Consider the following 16,673-nt stretch of genomic DNA (forward strand, 5'->3'; position numbering starts at 1 on the left):
ACTCCGCACGCAACGTGAAAAAGGCCGCCGGACTGGCGGTATCGGCCTGTGGAGCGCCGACAAGACCAGAACCCGTTCTGGCACAGCGCAACGAAACAGGAAGCCACGGATTCCCTCCCGAAGCCCGTGCCGCGTAGTGGCACAGCAACGGACGAGAAGGCCAGAATCCTCGGGCTTCAGCCCGAGGAGCAAGTCAATCCCTCCGGCCGTTCGCTTGGGAGCGCATCTGCCCGGTGTTGCCATCCGGGCGCATGGCCAGGCCGCATTCAGAGACCTGCGCGCACTGGGCGAGCGCACCGCCGCCGAGCCCAAGGAACGCTGGCGCGCACTCAAGCGCGTCACGCTCAGCCCGAGCCGGATCGGCGACATAGCGCGGGCCGCCCTTGCCCTCAACGGCAACTGGAAATGATCTTCCGTGGGGAAGCCTCAGTGTTCAACCGTTCCGGTTCGCCGGTTCGGCGGGCAGCTTCCAGTGGAGGCCGCGCCTTGAGTCGGCACGCCGGAAGTTCCGCGACTTGCTTCATGACTCCCCCGCCCCTGGGGCGACTTGCGCTCAATGGGCCGTGACCGCGTCGGAGCAACAGTGATCGTGTGCGAGGTCTTGACAGGAGCTTGGGCGCGCAGCCACCTTTGGCAACGTTGTCAACCACTCTGGCAACGTTGTCACGCCCCGGCTCCGGCGCCTCCGCGTGTTCGTCGGCCGCGCTGTTTTCTGATGGGACTTACGTTCATGGCAGGTCAGTCACATGCGCCGCGGGATCCTTCCGGTCCTTCCCGGCGGTCGGTGGTCACTACGGGTTCGACTCTTCTCGGCGGGTTCGGTCTGAACGCTCTGTTCCCGGCGACGAGCACGGCCGCCGGGCGCGGTGACGCGCTCACCGCGGCGGCGCCGTCCGGTGAACTCGCCGTCTACCGCCCCGTCGAGGTCTCCTCGACGGACTACGCGCCGACTCCGGGCGAGTTCGTGGTCGACCGTCTCGCGTCGCCCGGGGTCCGGGGAAGCGGATGGCGCGCGGCGGCGGGGGGCGATCCGCAGTGGATCTCGGTCGATCTCCAGGCCGACTGCCAGGTGACGCGGGTCCGGCTCACCTTCGAGGCCGATGCGAGCGATCCGGTCTTCACGCCGCCCGCAACCGGCAACAAGGCGGATGGCACCACCGGCAAGGAGATCCTGTCCAGTTACGCGCTCGCCTTCGTGGTCGAGACGTCCACGGACGGCGGCTCCTGGACGAGTGTGTACCGCACGACCGCCGGTACGGGTGGGGTGGTGGACATTCCCCTGGCCCGGTCCGTGACGGCGCGGTGGGTGCGGATGACGGCTCAGCGGCGGTCCAGTCCCAACTCGCTCGGGCTGAACGGTTTCGAGGTGTACGGCACGGCAGGCGGGCGGCGTCCCGCGGTCACCGGCTGGACCGACTGGGGAACCCACCACGGCGAGGCTCCCGGGCTGGCCGTCGCGGCGGACGGCACGGTGCCGCTGGAGTCCGGCTGGCGGCTGACCCTGGACGACTGGGCCGACGGCGAGGGCCCCGACCTGTCGAAGCCTGGCGTGGACACCAGCGGCTGGCTGCCCGCCACCGTGCCCGGCACGGTCCTCGCCTCACTCGTCGATCAGGGAAAGCTCCCGGACCCGGTCGCCGGTCTGAACAATCTGCACATCCCTGAGGCGCTCTCCCGCCATTCCTGGTGGTACAAGCGTGACTTCGACCTGCCGTCCGGTCTGCGCACCGGCCATGGCCGCCGGGTCTGGCTGGAGTTCGACGGCATCAACCATCAGGCCGACATCTGGCTCAACGGGCATCAGGTGGGAGGGCTCACCTACCCGTTCGCCCGCTCGGCCCACGACGTGACGGAGTTGCTCGCCGAGAAGGGGACGAAGGGCCGCAACGCGCTGGCGGTGAAGATCACGCCGATGCCCGTCCCCGGCAGCCCGGGTGACAAGGGGCCCGCCGGGGAGTCCTGGGTGGACGCGGGTGCGGGTCAGATGAACCTCAACTCGCCCACGTATCTCGCCGCTTCGGGGTGGGACTGGATGCCGGCCGTACGGGACCGGGTCTCGGGGATCTGGAACCATGTCCGGCTGAGATCCACGGGGCCCGTGGTCATCGGCGACCCCCGGGTGGACACGGTTCTGCCGGAGCTGCCCGACACCTCCGTCGCCGAACTCACTCTCACCGTCCCGGTCCGCAACGCCGACGCGGCCGAGCACACCACGACCGTCTCCGCGTCGTTCGGCGGCATACGTGTCTCCAAGGCCGTCACCGTCCCGGCCGGCCGGAGCGTCGACGTCACCTTCACCCCGGACGCCTTCAGCCGGCTGCGGCTGCGCGACCCCGCACTGTGGTGGCCCAACGGGCTCGGCAGCCCCACCCTTCACGACCTCACCCTGGCCGCCTCGGTCGACGGGACGGAGAGCGACCGGCGCACGACCCGCTTCGGTATCCGCCAGTTCGGCTACGAATACGACGTGCCGTTGCCCTTCACCTCGTCCGGCGACGCCTGCGCCCAGTCGCTGGAGGTCGGAAGGCAGCAGGCCCGGTATGTGCGGGTCAGGTGCCTGACCAGGGCCACCGACTGGGGCAGCTCCCTGTGGACCCTGTCCGTGACCGACAGCGCCAGGCCGGGCACCGATCTCGCCCTGCGCGCGAGCGCCACCTCCTCCACGACGGACGGCGACGACCACGGCCCCGGCAACGCCACCGACGGTGACCCCGGCACCCGCTGGTCCTCGGCCTACCAGGACGATCAGTGGATCCGCGTGGACCTGGGCTCCTCGCAGTCCTTCGACGGCGTCGACCTCGTGTGGGAGCAGGCCTACGCCCGGACGTACGTGGTCCAGGTGTCCACGGACGACTCGACCTGGACGGACGTGAAGTCCGTCGACAACACCGCCGTACCGCTGCCGTTCAACACCGACCGGGCGAGCCTGCAGGTGGAGGACTTCACCGCCCGTACGGCCCGCTTCGTGCGGATCAGCTGCGGTGTGCGCCACACCAGCTGGGGCAACTCCCTGTGGTCCCTTTCGGTGATCGACAGTTCCCGTCCGGGCACCGATCTGGCGCTGCACAAGGCGGCCACGGCCTCCACGGAGGAGTCCGACCATCCGGCCGCCGCCGCCACCGACGGCAGCCCCGACAGCCGGTGGTCGTCGCAGTACGAGGACCACCAGTGGATCCAGGTCGACCTCGGCTCCGCCCAGAGTTTCGACCGCGTGGCCATCCTGTGGGAGCAGGCCTATCCGAAGTCGTACGTCATCCAGGTGTCGCCCGACGGTGACACCTGGACGGACGTGAAGTCCGTGGACAACAGCCCGGTGCCGCTGAAGATCAGCGTGAACGGTGTACGGGTGCTGGCCCGGGGCGGCAACTGGGGCTGGGACGAACTGCTGCGGCGGATGCCGGCCGAGCGGATGGACGCGGCGGTGCGCATGCACCGCGACATGAACTTCACGATGATCCGCAACTGGGTCGGCAGCGTCAACCGCGAGGAGTTCTACGCCAGTTGCGACGAACACGGCATCCTGGTGTGGAACGACTTCCCCAATGCCTGGGCCATGGACCCGCCGGACCATGGCGCGTTCAACGCGATCGCGCGCGACACCGTGCTGCGCTACCGCATCCACCCCTGTGTGGTGGTGTGGTGCGGCGCCAACGAGGGCGATCCGCCGGCCGCCATCGACCAGGGCATGCGCGACGCCGTCGAGCGGCAGGCCCCCGGCATCCTTTACCAGAACAACTCCGCCGGAGGCATCATCACCGGCGGCGGCCCCTACAACTGGGTCGAGCCCGAGAAGTACTACGACCCGTCGACCTACGGCAGCAACAGCTTCGGGTTCCACACCGAGATCGGCATGCCGGTCGTCTCCACCGCCGAGAGCATGCGCAATCTGGTGGGAGACGAGCAGGAGTGGCCGATCGGCGGAGCGTGGTACTACCACGACTGGAGCGAACACGGGAATCAGGCTCCGCAGCAGTACCGGGCGGCGATCGAAGCGCGCCTGGGCACCGCGACGGGCCTCGACGACTTCGCCCGCAAGGCGCAGTTCGTCAACTACGAGAACGCGCGCAGCATGTTCGAGGCGTGGAACGCCCACCTGTGGGACGACGCCAGCGGCCTCATGCTGTGGATGTCCCACCCCGCCTGGCACAGCACCGTCTGGCAGACCTACGACTACGACTTCGACGTCAACGGCACCTACTACGGTGCCCGCACCGCCTGCGAGCCCCTGCACGTCCAGGCCGACCCGCTGAAATGGCGGCTCCTCGTGGTGAACCACACGCGCGGGAAGGTCGAGGGCGCGACGGTCACCGCCCGGCTCCACGACCTTGCCGGCCGCCGGATCGGCTGGACCAGGAAAGCCGTGGTCGATGTCGCGCCGGCCTCCACCACACCCGCCTTCGCCGTGGACTGGACCGACGACCTGCCCGATCTGCATCTGCTGCGCCTGACCCTCGAGGACCGCACGGGTCGTACGCTCTCGGCCAACACCTACTGGCGCCATCGGACCCCGGCCGCGATGAAGGCACTCAACGACCTCCCACGGGTCGGGCTCTCGGCCTCGATCACCCGCGTGTCGCACGCCGGTACCGGCGCCGGTGACCGACGTGAACTGACCGCTGTCGTCAAGAACCGTGGGTCGGCCCTCGCCGCGATGGTCCGGCTGTCGCTGCTGGACGATCACAGCGGTGAGCGCGTCCTGCCGACGCTGTACAGCGACAACTACCTCTGGCTGCTGCCCGGCGAGTCGCGGACGGTCACCCTGTCCTGGCCGGCTCACGCGCTGCCGTCGAACCGTCCGGCGCTCAGCGTGTCCGCCTACAACAGTCCCCGCACGGTCGCCCGGGGGTAGGGCGGAGGTGGGGCCGAGGCGGGGCGGTCGTCGGGCGTCCGTTCGTGCGCGTTAGCCTCGGTTTGTTCGACAGACGCAGGCAGGAGCGGGAGGCAGCAATGGCGAAGGTACCGGCCGCGGCGGTGGCCGCGGGTGGGCTCATCGGCGGGTACGGCGTGGCCCGGTGGACCAAGAAGCGGCAGCTCGGCGGGGTGGTGCTGGCGGCCGCCGGGGCCACGGCCGCGCAGCAGTGGCGGCGGCAGGCCGGCGGGACGGCCGCCGGTGCGCTGACCGTCGCGTACGTCGCCGCCTTCGCCGGGTCCCACCCGCTGGCCAAGAAGGTGGGCGCCTGGCCCTCCGTGTTCGGCGTCGCCGGTGCCGTGGCCCTCGCCTCGTGGGCCGTGGCCGACCGGCGGGCCTGAGCGAGTACAGAGCGCTACGGGCCTGAGCAAGTACAGAGCACTACGGGTCTGACGGCTTGAGGGCCTACGAGGCCGCGGCAGCGGACACGGATTCCGGGACCGGAACTGAGGTTGGGACCGGAACCCGGGTTGGTCCCGTGCTCTGGAACGCCCGGCGGTACGCGTTCGGGCTCGTCCCCACCACCCGCTTGAACCGCTCCCGGAACGCCGTCGGTGAGCCGAACCCCGCCTGGGTCGCGATGCGTTCGACCGGGTACGTGGTCGTCTCCAGGAGGTACTGGGCGCGGCGGACCCGGGCGCGGTGCAGCCACTGGAGCGGTGTGGTGCCGGTCTGGTCGCGGAAGCGGCGGTTGAGCGTACGGGTGCTCATGCCGGCGTGGGCGGCGACGTCCTCCAGGGTCAGCTCACGCTCCGCGTTCTCCTCCAGCCAGGCGAGGAGGGGCTCCATCGTGGTGCCGGCCGGTACCGGCGGCTGGTCGTGGATGATGAACTGGGCCTGGCCGCCCTCCCGTTCGAGCGGCATGACCGACATCCGGGCCGCGTGCGCGGCGACCGCCGAACCGTGGTCGTTGCGGATCATGTGCAGGCACATGTCGAGGGCGGCGGCCGCGCCCGCCGAGGTGAGGAACTGGCCGTTGTCGACGTAGAGGACGTTCGGGTCGACGGTCACGGCGGGGTACCTGGCCGCCAGGTTCTGCGCCGCGACCCAGTGGGTGGTGGCGCGCAGCCCGTCCAGCAGGCCGGTGGCGGCGAAGGTGAAGGCGCCCACGCAGATCGAGGCGATCCGGGTGCCGTTCGCGGCCGCCGCGCGCAGCGCCTGCGTCACGCCCGGCGGGAGCGGGGCGTCCGGGTTGGCGACGCCGGGCAGGATGATCGTGTCGGCCTCGGCCAGCGCCTCCAGGCCGTAGGGGGCGCGGATCGTGAACGGGCCCGCGCTCACCTCCGCGTCCGCCGTGGGCGAGCAGACCCGGATCCGGTAGGGCTCCCGGCCGTCCGGCAGCCGGGCCCAGCCGAAGGTGTCGATCGGGGCGGAGAGGTCGAACGGAATGACCTGGTCGAGCGCCAGTACGGCCACGGTGTGCATGGCCAGAGCGTAGGCATACGGCGGATTATGGCCAAGCGCCACCCACGCCCTCGTGGCCTCGTGGCCTCCTGGGGCTTTCGCGGCCTTGTGGCCTCGCAGGGCGCGCCCGCAGCCTCGTAGGCAGGGCTCCCACAGCCTCGTACGGCTGCGTTCGGGCCGCCTCGTGACTGTGTCCGGGCCGCCGATTTCCTGCGACGCGACGGTGCTGGCGAGAATCCGTTGGCCCCTGGCAGAAGTGCCGCTTCTGCAAGATCGCGCGCCGCCCTAGCGTCAGCCCGTGAACAAGTTCCTCCTCGCCGTGCACGTCCTCGCCGCGATCGTCGCCGTCGGGCCCGTCACCGTCGCCGCCAGCATGTTCCCGCCCAGTGCGCGCAAGGCGCTCGCCGAGCCAGGGGACGGCCAGGCCCTGTCCACCGTGCGGGTGCTGCACCGCATCTGCCGTGTGTACGCGACGGTCGGCGTCGCCGTGCCTGTGTTCGGGTTCGCCACCGCCAAGAACATGGGCGTGCTCGGCGACACCTGGCTGATCGTCTCGATCGCGCTGACGGCCCTGGCCGCCGTCGTGCTCGCCGCGCTGGTCCTGCCCCGACAGACCGCGATCGTGGAGGGCATCCAGCGCGACGCCGGCACGGTGAGTGCCCGGGCCACCGCCCGGCTCGCCATGTTCACCGGGCTCTTCAACCTTCTCTGGGCCACCGTCACGATCCTGATGATCGTCCGACCGGGGTCCACCACGGGCGCCTAGCCCTAGGATCCGGCTCATGCATGGACAGGTGAACGGACCGCACGATCCGTCGACGCCCTCGGCCCCGGCGGCCTACCTCGCCGCCGTGGAGGGCCGGCTGGCAGCCGACGGGTGCGCCACCCGCTGGGAGGACTGGGCCGGGGTGCCCGTGCTGGTGGGGCGACGGGCGGACTTCCGGCTGCGCTGGATGGCGACGAAGCTGCATCTGTTCACCGTGGCCGCGGCGGTTGCGGAGATCACCGTGCCCGTCGTCGAGGGCTTCACCGAACAGGTGACGAAGTACGCCAAGGACACCAAGGGCGGCCTGCCCGTCGGTCTGCAGAACGGGGTCGGCGCCTTCCCCGTACTGGTCAGCGACCGCGTCGACCCGGCCGCCGTACGGTGGGCGGAGGAGCGCCAGCGGGTCCGGTTCGCCTGTATGACGCGGCCTGTCGTCGTCGACAGTGCGCGGCCCTACGTGGGGATGTACCGCGGGAAGCCTGCCCTCGGGCGCGTCTACGCCGGGTACTTCATCGAGAAGGGCTCGCGGTACTTCTACGGCGCGTGAGCGGTCCCCGCCCGGCGTTTCACCACCACTGCGCGAGGCTGAGCGCCTCGTCCGAGGAGTCCCTGGAGTCCCTGGAGTCCCAGGAGCCCGCGGACTTCGCCCAGTCCGCCGCCCGGTACCGCCTCGCCACCGCCGTCGCGATCAGTACCCCCGCCGCGACCACCAGCGTGAAGAACGCCCAGGTGAGCGGCCAGACCGCCGCGTCCGGGGACTCCGGGTGGGAGTGGAAGGAGAGGTACATGAGTGCTGCCGGTGGTCCCGCCACCAGCAGCAACGGCCAGGCCAGCGCGTCCCGGCGGCCGAGGTAGGCGGCCAGGAGCAGCAGGGCCACGCCGAGGAGGACGGCGCCGAGGACGGTCACCGAGGTCGTCTCGGTGACCGACCCGGTCGCCCCGGGGCGGTTGCGCAGGTCCCAGGGGAGGCAGAGGAGGTACGCCGCGCCGGAGAGGGCGGCGCCGAGCACGCGCGTCAGCCAGCGTTCCGGCCAGGGGCGCGTTCGCAGAGGGCCTAACAGCTTCTCGGTCATGCGTACGAGGGTTCCCGCCCGGGCGGCGGCCCGACAGAGTACGCGTACTCAGGTTCCCGTACTCAGGCCCCGTACTCAGGTCGTGCTCAGGTCCCGCGCTCGGGTCCCGCGCTCAGGCGGAGTCCGCCGGTGCCACCGTCGACAGCGGGGGCGCGATGTTCTCCAGTGAGCGCCGTTCGGCGTTCACCGCCAGGAACGCGGCGACCAGGCCCGCCGCGCACATCAGGCCCGCGCCGATCTGGAAGGCCAGCACGGTGTCGCCGACCACGCCGGACTGGGTGAGGTCCGCGAAGACCAGCGGTCCGCTGATGCCTCCGGCCGCCGTGCCGATGGCGTAGAAGAAGGCGATGGCCATCGCGCGGGTCTCCATGGGGAAGATCTCGGAGACCGTGAGGTAGGCGCTCGACGCGCCCGCCGAGGCGAAGAAGAGGGCCACGCACCAGCAGGCCGTCAGGGTCACCGCGCTCAGCGAGCCCCGGCCGAACAGCCAGGCGGTGCCGAACAGCAGCAGCCCGGAGAGCAGGTACGTCGACGAGATCATCCGGCGGCGGCCGACCGTGTCGAAGAGCTTGCCGAGCAGCAGCGGGCCGAGGAAGTTGCCGAGTGCGATCACGGCGAAGTAGTAGCCGGTGGAGCCCGCCGGGACGTCGTAGAACTTGGTCAGGATCGCGCCGAAGCCGAAGGTGATCGCGTTGTAGAGGAACGCCTGGCCGATGAAGAGGGAGAGGCCGAGCGCGGCGCGTTTGCGGTAGGTCGCGAGGACCGTGCGGGCGATGGTGAGGAAGCCGATGGTCTTGCGCTGGTGGATGGTGATCTCCGCGGCGGGGGGCGGCAGTTCGCGGCCGCCGAGGTCGGCGCGGACCCGTTCCTCCACCGACGCCACCAGTTGCTCGGCCTCCTCCTGCCTGCCGTGGATCAGCAGCCATCGTGGGCTCTCCGGGACATTGCGGCGGACGACGAGGATGACCAGGCCGAGGACCACGCCGAGGGCGAAGGTCAGCCGCCAGCCGATGTTCGCCGGGAAGAGGGCGGTGTCCAGCGCGACGATCGACAGCAGGGAGCCGCCGATCGCGCCCAGCCAGAAGCTGCCGTTGATGATCAGGTCGACCCGGCCGCGGTAATGGGAGGGGATCAGCTCGTCGATCGCGGAGTTGATGGCCGCGTACTCGCCGCCGATGCCGAAGCCCGTGAGGAAGCGGAAGGTGAAGAACCACCAGGGCTCGAAGGAGACGGCGGTCAGGGCCGTGGCCCCCAGATACACCGCCAGGGTGACCATGAACAGTTTCCTGCGGCCGAAGCGGTCGGTGAGGCGGCCGAAGAACAGCGCCCCCACGCACGCACCGGCCACGTAGAGGGCGGCCGCGGTGCCGGTGACCTGCGCGGAGGTGATCGGCAGGCCGCTGCCGGGCTCGGAGAGGCGTCCGGCGATGTTGCCGACGATGGTGACTTCCAGGCCGTCGAGGATCCACACCGTGCCGAGGCCGATCACCACGGTCCAGTGCCAGCGTGACCACGGGAGGCGGTCGAGACGGGCGGGAACGGCGGTGGTGACCCGGCCCCCGGCTTGATCCCGGCCTTCCCCCCGGCCCTTCTCCTCAACGGTGGACATGAGGCTCCCTCCTCGTCGAGCGACGCCTGCCCGGGTTCCCTCCGGAGCACGGCCCACGCCCGCCCGAGTGCGGTCACACCCTCCCGCGAGGGATCTACGCCCCCACGATCCGCGACACCGTGTAGATCAGCAAGCCGGCCAACGAGCCCACCACCGTGCCGTTGATCCGGATGAACTGCAGGTCACGGCCGATGTGGGCCTCGATCTTCCTGGTCGTGTGCTCGGCGTCCCAGCCGGCCACCGTGTCGGTGATGAGGGAGGTGATCTCGGTCCGGTACGTCGTCACCACATACACCGCCGCACCCTCGACCCACCGGTCCACCTTGGCCTGGAGCTTGGGATCGGTGGCCATGCGGGCACCCAGCGAGAGCAGGGAGGCCCGCACGCGCAGCCGCAGCTCACTGCGCTCGTCCTCCGCCGCGGACACGATCATGGACCGTACGGCCGTCCACGCGGAGGCGATCAGGTCCTGGACCTCGCCGCGGCCGAGCACCTCGCCCTTCAGGCGCTCCACGCGCGCGCGGGTGTCGGTGTCGGACTGGAGGTCGGAGGCGAAGTCGGTGAGGAAGCGGTCGAGGGCGCCGCGGGCCGGGTGGGAGGGGGCGTCGCGCATCTCGGTGACGAAGCGGAGCAGCTCCTTGTAGACCCGCTCGCCGACCTTCTTGTCGACGAAGCGCGGGGTCCAGCCGGGCGCGCCGCCCTGGATCGCGTCCATGACCTGCTCGTCGTGGAGCACCAGCCAGTCGTGGGCGCGAATGCAGATCAGGTCCACGACCCGCTTGTGGCCGCCGTCCGCGACGATCTTCTCCAGCATCTTCCCTATGCCGGGCGCGATCTCCTGGGCGTCGGCGCGGCGGGTGATCGCCTCTCCGACCACCGCCTGCACGTCGGAGTCGCGCAGCACGGTCAGGGCGCCTCTGAGCGCGGCGGCGAGCTCGGCGGTGACCCGGTCGGCGTGCTCCGGTTCGGCGAGCCAGGCACCGAGACGGCTGCCGATGCCCACGGCGCGCAGGCGCTGTCGGACGACGTCGGAGGAGAGGAAGTTCTCGCCGACGAACTCGCCGAGCGAGACGCCCAGCTGGTCCTTCTTGGTGGGGATGATCGCTGTGTGCGGGATGGGCAGGCCGAGCGGGTGGCGGAAGAGGGCCGTGACCGCGAACCAGTCGGCGAGCGCGCCGACCATGCCGGCCTCGGCGGCCGCCGCGACATATCCGGCCCAGGCTCCGGCGCCCTCGTGGGACGCCCATGTCGCGAGGACGTAGACGAGGGCGACGAAGAGCAGCAGGCCGGTGGCCGTCAGTTTCATCTGGCGGACACCGCGACGCTTCTCCTCGTCGGCGGGGCTGAACGAGGTCATCGCGCGGTTCGTCGGGCCGGGGACGGTCCCCGCGCGCCGCTCCCGGCCGGGGCCGGCCGTCGTGCGTTCGGCCTGGTCGACGGCGGTCGTCGTGCGGTTGCCGGGGGCGCCGGGCAGGGCGGACCGCCCTTCGGCGCCCGCGTCTTCCGGTTCTGTTCGTTCCATTCACTCCACCCGTTCGCCGAGCCGTCCGAGGGCTCCGTACACATTGTCCCTTCCTGACCGACTCCCGGAACGGAACAGGAGTTCCCTGCGTCTGTTCGGACGGGGGGAACTCAGGGGAATCCTGGGGCTGTCTCCGGGACATCTCGGGGGCGCCTCAGGGGCACCTCGGGGGCGCCTGCGGGTCGTTCGAGGCCGCGGGAGGGGGGTCCCGTCGTTTTCCTCCCCACCCCGTACCCCATCATGTGATCATCACTTCGGAGCCTCGGGCTCCCCTCGCCCGAGGAGACACGCACCGCATGACCAAGCGTCATGGTTATGCCCTGCTGGCCGCCGTCATCGCCGTGATCGTGGCCATATCCGGAGCCATATACGTGGGTGTCGCCGCCGACGACGGCACCGGCGGCACCGGCAACGCCACCGCCGACAACCGCGCCTCGCGCGACCGGGCCGCCCCCGCCTCCGCCGGCACCTGGGTCGGCACCTGGTCGGCCTCCCCCGCCGGAGCCGAGCCCGGCACCGAGACGAACGGCATGGCGGGCCGCTCCCTGCGCAACGTCGTGCACACGGACGCCGGCGGCAGCGAAGCCCGCATCACCCTGTCCAACCTCTACGGACATCAGCCGCTGAACATCACGCACGCCTCGATCGCCGTCGCCGCGGCCGAGAACGACGCGACGGCGGTGGCCGACACCATGCGCCGCCTCACCTTCTCCGGCAGCACCAGCGTGATCGTCCCGGCCGGACAGCAGATCATGAGCGACGCCGTGCGCGTGCGCATCCCGCGCGACTCCGACGTCCTGGTGACCACGTACTCCCCGACCCCGTCCGGCCCGGTCACCTACCACTCGCTCGCACGGCAGATCTCCTACGCCGCCCAGGGCGACCGCACCGAGGACGTGAACGCCACCGCGTACACCGAGCAGACCCCGTACTGGCGCTATCTGACCGCGCTCGACGTGCTGAGCGACGAATCGGTCGGCACCGTCGTCGCCCTGGGCGACTCGATCACCGACGGCAGCAAATCCACGGAGGGCGCCAACCACCGCTGGACGGACGTCCTCGCCGACCGGCTGCGCGCCGCGGCCGGCGACGGCGACGCGCCCCGCTACAGCGTCGTCAACCAGGGCATCAGCGGCAACCAGGTCCTGGCCGAAGGGCTCGGCCGGCCCGCCTCCAACCCGAGCGGCCTGAACCGTCTGGAACGCGACGTGCTGGGCCGCACGAACGTCAAGGCCGTGGTCATCGACCTCGGCGTCAACGACATCCTGCGCAACCAGGGCGAGGTCGATCCACGCACCGTCACCGACGGACTGCGGGAGCTGGTGCGGCGGGCGCATGCCCGCGGGCTGCGGGTCGTCGGGGCGACGCTGACGCCCTTCGGGGGGCACCGCGGGTACTCGCGCTCGCGTGACGCCGTACGCCGGGCCGTCAACGCGGAGATCCGGGCGGGGAAGGTGTACGACGCCGTCGTCGACTTCGACAAGGCGTTGCGGGATCCGTACGACCCGCGGCGGCTGCGGTCCGACTACGACTCCGGGGACCATCTGCACCCCAGCGACAAGGGGTACAAGCGGATGGCGGAGGTGTTCGAGCTCGGGGATCTGAAGGGGGCGGCGCCGGCGGAGCTGTAGAGGCCCTGCGGAAACTAGAAGCCGCCGTGCCTGCGCCGATGCCGCTCGTCCCTGCGCTCCCGGTGCCGTTCCCGGCGCTCCTCCTGACGCTCCCTGCGTTCCTCGTGGCGTTCGCGGATGAGGTCGTGGGCCTCGTCCAGGGCGTCGAACATGTCGCCGAGGCCGTCCCTGCGTGAACCCTCCAGTTCCCTGCGGGCGCTCTTGCGCTCCAGCTTCTCCTGGCGGCGCTCCTCCTTCAGACGCAGCCGCTCGGCACGGGTCAGCTTGCGCTCCACGCCGACGCCGCCCCAGAAGGCGAACCCCGTGACGATCACGCGCGGGGCGCCGGGGTCCCCGGGCCGTCCTTCCTCGCGATGGTCGAAGCCGCCCATGATGCCGATGCCGCGGACGACGACCTCGACGCCGGGCGGCACGATGACGTTCACGCCGCCCATGACGGCGACGACGTTGACGACGACCTCGCGGTCCGCGAAGTTCGCCTCGCGCAGGTCGATCTCACCGCCACCCATGAAGGCGAGGGAGTTGAAGCGCCTCGGAACCGTCCAGCGGCCCTTGCGCTCGAAGCCCGACAGGATCGCGACACCCCACGAGGACGAGCCCTCGCCGCCGACGATCCGCCCCGCCCAACTCCCGCTCTCCTCGGGCTGCTTGACCATGGAGACCGGGGCCGCGGCGTGCGCGCCCGGCAGATCGCGGGTGAGCGGCGCCAGTTCGCTGTACGTCCGTGCCTTGAACGTCGCTTCCAGCCGCTCCTCGAACTCCTCCATGTCGAGGCGGCCCTCCGCGAGGGCGTCCCGCAGCTGTTCGGCGACTCGTTCACGATCGGCGTCGGAGGCCCGGAGCTCCGGGCTCGGGGATCCGGGGTCCGGCGGCGTCGGTCGCTGGTCGTCGCTTCCCCTGGAAGGCGCATCCTCGGTCATGGGACTCAGCCTACGAGAGAGCCTTCTCCGCGTACATGCGGCTGATGACCGCCTCGATGTCCGGCTCCCGCACCGAGAGGTCCACCAGGGGGAACTCGGCCGCGATCCGCGCCACCAGCTCCGCCGCCGACGCCGCCGCGGGGAAGGCGAGCCACTGCCGGGGCCCCTCCACCTTCACCACCCGCGCCGAGTCCACCTCGATCGGCGGAAGCTCCCGCTCCAGGTCGACCACGAGGGTCCGCTCGCTCTCCCCCACCTCGTGCAGCCCGGTCAGCGGACCGTCGTACATCAGCCGCCCGTGGTCGATGACCATCACCCGCCGGCACAGCTGCTCGATGTCGGTGAGGTCGTGCGTGGTCAGCAGCACCGTCGTACCGCGCTCGGCGTTCAGGTCCCGCAGGAAGGAACGGACCTTGGCCTTGCTGATCACATCGAGGCCGATGGTGGGTTCGTCGAGGTAGAGGACCTCGGGGTCGTGCAGCAGCGCCGCCCCGATGTCGCCGCGCATCCGCTGCCCCAGCGAGAGCTGGCGCACCGGCACGTCCAACAGGGCTTCCAGGTCCAGGAGTTCGACACAGCGGTCGAGGTTCTCGCGGTAACGGGCGTCCGGGATCCGGTACATGCGGTGCATCAGCCGGTAGGAGTCGATCAGCGGAAGGTCCCACCACAGGGTCGTACGCTGCCCGAAGACGACCCCGATGCGCCGCGCGAGCCGGGTGCGCTCGCGGGACGGGTCGATGCCCGCCACCCGCAGCCGGCCGGCGCTCGGGGTGAGGATGCCGGTGAGCATCTTGATGGTGGTCGACTTGCCCGCGCCGTTCGGGCCGATGTAGCCGACCATCTCACCGCGCGCCACGGTGAAGGAGAGGGAGTCCACGGCCCGTACCTGGCGCCGTTCGCTGCGCAGGAAGCCGGTCTTCTTGCGGACGTCGAAGACCTTCTCGACGCCGTCGAGTTCGATGAAGGCGCCCACCGGATCCCTGACCGGGTCCGTCATCAGGCCTGTTTCCATGTCGGTTCAACTCCCCGTGCTGCGATACGAACGAAGTCCCGCCCGCCAGGCGACCCCCGCCAGCGCGCAGCAGCCCGCCGCGATCAGGGGCGGGGTGAAGGCGATCCAGGTCGGCAGGTCGAGCGGATAGGGCCGGCCCAGCACATACAGCCCGGGCAGCCAGTTCACGAAGGCCAGCGGGAGCACGAAGGTGACCCCGCGCACCAGGTCCTTGGCGAAGACGGTCGGCGGGTACTGCAGGAGCGTGGTGCCGCCGTACGTGAAGGAGTTCTGCACCTCGGAGGCGTCCTGCGCGACGAACTGGAAGGCTCCCCCCGCCACGAACACGGCCGCGAAGATGGCGGCGCCACAGAGCAGCATCAGCGGGACCATGAGCAGCCTGAGCGGCGTCCAGTCGATGTCGAGCACGGCGATCGCGTACGCGAGGACCAGCAGCCCCTGGGTGACCCGGCCGAGACGGCGCAGCGCGAAGCGGTCGGCGGCGACCTGGGCGAGTACGGGGACGGGGCGTACGAGGAGCGTGTCGAGGGTGCCGTCGCGCACCCGGCGCCCGAGCCGGTCCATCGAGCCGACCACCAGGTCCGTGATCCCGAAGGAGGTGGCCGAGATGCCGTACAGGAAGGCGACCTCGGGCAGGCTGTAGCCGCCGATCCGGTCGACCCGCGAGAACATCAGCAGGACGGCCACGAAGTCGAGGGCGGTCGCCGCGAAGTTCCCGAAGGTGGTCATCACGAAGGAGGCGCGGTAGGCCATCGTGGAGCGGATCCACATCCCGGCGATCATCCGGTAGGCGCGGAATCCGTCCCGCATTCGGGCATACGTCCCCTGCGGCGCACCCAGCACCTCCGAAGCCGCCGGCTCCCTGGAGGAGCCCAAGTCCCTTGAGCCCCGTGCGGTTTCCGCCGCCTCCGCCGAGTCAGCCACCCTGCACCACCACCCTCCGTGTCGCCACTGACTGGATCAGTCGGCCCAGGGCCAGGAGCCCCAGCGCCCAGGACGCCTGGAAGACGTACGTGCCGAGGGGGTCCGCGGTGCCGAGCAGGACGTCCGCGGGGCCCTGGACCAGGGACGACCAGGGCAGGGCGCGTACGACCTCGCCCAGCGCGCCCGGGAAGACGTTCAGCGGCAGCAGCATCCCCGAGCAGAAGACACCCGCGATCATGGACATCTGCGCCACGCCCGCCCCGTCGAGCAGCCAGAACGCGGACAGGGCCACCAGATAGCGGAGCGAGAAGCTGACGACTGTTCCGAGCGCGACCGCGATCAGGAACGCGATCCAGGTCAGCGGGTCGGCGGGAAGGGCCAGTTGGAAGAAGAGCGCGCCGAACGCCAGGGGCACCGCTCCGCGCCCCAGCAGATGGAACATGGCCCGCCCCGCGTCCTGGGACAGCCACCACAGCTGGAGGTCGGCGGGCCGGTACAGGTCGATCGCGATGTCACCCGTACGGATGCGCTCGATCAACTCGTCCTCGAAGCCACCGCCCATCGTCGCCATCGCCATGAGCAGCGCCTGGGAGAGCCACACATAGGTGAGCGCCTGGGCCTGGTCATAGCCGCCGAGGTGCGGTTTCTCGTCCCACAGGGCCATGAAGACGTACGCCAGGATCAGCCCGAAGACGGTGTTGGTGAACACCCCCGCCGCCGTCGCCGTCCGATAAGTGGCGTAGCGCCGGAACCCGCCCACCGCGACGGCCGTGTACAACCGCCCTGTCCCCACGAGGATGTCCTCCTTGCGTCAAAAAGGGCCGTTGTGGCCGAAGCGCAGGAGCCTAGCCCCGCCCGGCTTCGCCTGCCAGGCATTTTCAGGCGCGACACGTGCCGGGATCC

13 protein-coding genes and 1 pseudogene are annotated in these 16,673 nt (G+C 70.7%); 6 read left to right on the top strand and 8 right to left on the bottom strand.

Translation table 11 applies throughout. The features are described 5' to 3' along the window. The 3 genes and pseudogenes from ACZ69M_RS41250 to ACZ69M_RS41260 all read left to right on the top strand — a co-directional run. A pseudogene (locus tag ACZ69M_RS41250) lies at window positions 1-409 on the top strand (hypothetical protein); the annotation flags it as partial. Between the two features lie 321 nt (window positions 410-730). Beyond that, on the top strand, window positions 731-4,849 hold the full coding sequence (locus ACZ69M_RS41255) for a discoidin domain-containing protein (RefSeq protein WP_470058224.1): 4,119 nt from the start codon (window positions 731-733) through the stop codon (window positions 4,847-4,849). A gap of 98 nt (window positions 4,850-4,947) precedes the next feature. Then, window positions 4,948-5,250, top strand: coding sequence for a hypothetical protein (locus ACZ69M_RS41260; protein ID WP_470058226.1), 303 nt, complete (start codon window positions 4,948-4,950; stop codon window positions 5,248-5,250). Window positions 5,251-5,314: 64 nt separating this feature from the next. Here the strand turns inward: ACZ69M_RS41260 and ACZ69M_RS41265 are convergent, their stop codons facing one another. After that, on the bottom strand, window positions 5,315-6,334 hold the full coding sequence (locus ACZ69M_RS41265) for a GlxA family transcriptional regulator (RefSeq protein ID WP_470058227.1): 1,020 nt from the start codon (window positions 6,332-6,334) through the stop codon (window positions 5,315-5,317). Between the two features lie 277 nt (window positions 6,335-6,611). On the opposite strand from ACZ69M_RS41265, the gene ACZ69M_RS41270 reads away from it, so the two are divergent. Beyond that, on the top strand, window positions 6,612-7,079 hold the full coding sequence (locus tag ACZ69M_RS41270) for a hypothetical protein (protein ID WP_470058229.1): 468 nt from the start codon (window positions 6,612-6,614) through the stop codon (window positions 7,077-7,079). Between the two features lie 16 nt (window positions 7,080-7,095). Next, complete coding sequence (locus ACZ69M_RS41275; protein WP_470058231.1) at window positions 7,096-7,626, top strand: levansucrase; 531 nt, start codon at window positions 7,096-7,098, stop codon at window positions 7,624-7,626. Window positions 7,627-7,645: 19 nt separating this feature from the next. On the opposite strand, the gene ACZ69M_RS41280 is transcribed toward ACZ69M_RS41275, so the two are convergent. The 3 genes from ACZ69M_RS41280 to ACZ69M_RS41290 form a co-directional block, all read right to left on the bottom strand. Further along, window positions 7,646-8,152, bottom strand: a complete 507-nt coding sequence (locus ACZ69M_RS41280) for a hypothetical protein (RefSeq protein WP_470058232.1) — start codon at window positions 8,150-8,152, stop codon at window positions 7,646-7,648. 112 nt (window positions 8,153-8,264) lie between these two features. Beyond that, window positions 8,265-9,761 carry an MFS transporter gene (locus ACZ69M_RS41285; protein WP_470058234.1) on the bottom strand — a complete coding sequence of 499 codons (1,497 nt, stop codon included), beginning with the start codon at window positions 9,759-9,761 and terminating at the stop codon, window positions 8,265-8,267. Window positions 9,762-9,855: 94 nt separating this feature from the next. Then, entirely contained in the window at window positions 9,856-11,283 is a 1,428-nt protein-coding gene (locus tag ACZ69M_RS41290) for a DUF445 domain-containing protein (protein ID WP_470058236.1), read from the bottom strand. Window positions 11,284-11,579: 296 nt separating this feature from the next. On the opposite strand from ACZ69M_RS41290, the gene ACZ69M_RS41295 reads away from it, so the two are divergent. Beyond that, window positions 11,580-12,914 carry an SGNH/GDSL hydrolase family protein gene (locus ACZ69M_RS41295; RefSeq protein WP_470058238.1) on the top strand — a complete coding sequence of 445 codons (1,335 nt, stop codon included), beginning with the start codon at window positions 11,580-11,582 and terminating at the stop codon, window positions 12,912-12,914. Between the two features lie 14 nt (window positions 12,915-12,928). Here ACZ69M_RS41295 and ACZ69M_RS41300 read toward each other — a convergent pair whose 3' ends face one another. The 4 genes from ACZ69M_RS41300 to ACZ69M_RS41315 form a co-directional block, all read right to left on the bottom strand. Further along, entirely contained in the window at window positions 12,929-13,834 is a 906-nt protein-coding gene (locus tag ACZ69M_RS41300; RefSeq protein WP_470058240.1) for a DUF1707 SHOCT-like domain-containing protein, read from the bottom strand. Between the two features lie 10 nt (window positions 13,835-13,844). Next, on the bottom strand, window positions 13,845-14,846 hold the full coding sequence (locus ACZ69M_RS41305; RefSeq protein ID WP_470058242.1) for an ABC transporter ATP-binding protein: 1,002 nt from the start codon (window positions 14,844-14,846) through the stop codon (window positions 13,845-13,847). 6 nt (window positions 14,847-14,852) lie between these two features. Further along, window positions 14,853-15,656: an ABC transporter permease gene (locus ACZ69M_RS41310; RefSeq protein ID WP_470058244.1), complete on the bottom strand. Its 804-nt coding sequence runs from the start codon at window positions 15,654-15,656 to the stop codon at window positions 14,853-14,855. Window positions 15,657-15,762: 106 nt separating this feature from the next. Then, on the bottom strand, window positions 15,763-16,563 hold the full coding sequence (locus ACZ69M_RS41315; RefSeq protein WP_470058246.1) for an ABC transporter permease: 801 nt from the start codon (window positions 16,561-16,563) through the stop codon (window positions 15,763-15,765). Window positions 16,564-16,673: the final 110 nt, after the last annotated feature.

This window comes from Streptomyces sp. NPDC107454 (assembly GCF_055582885.1).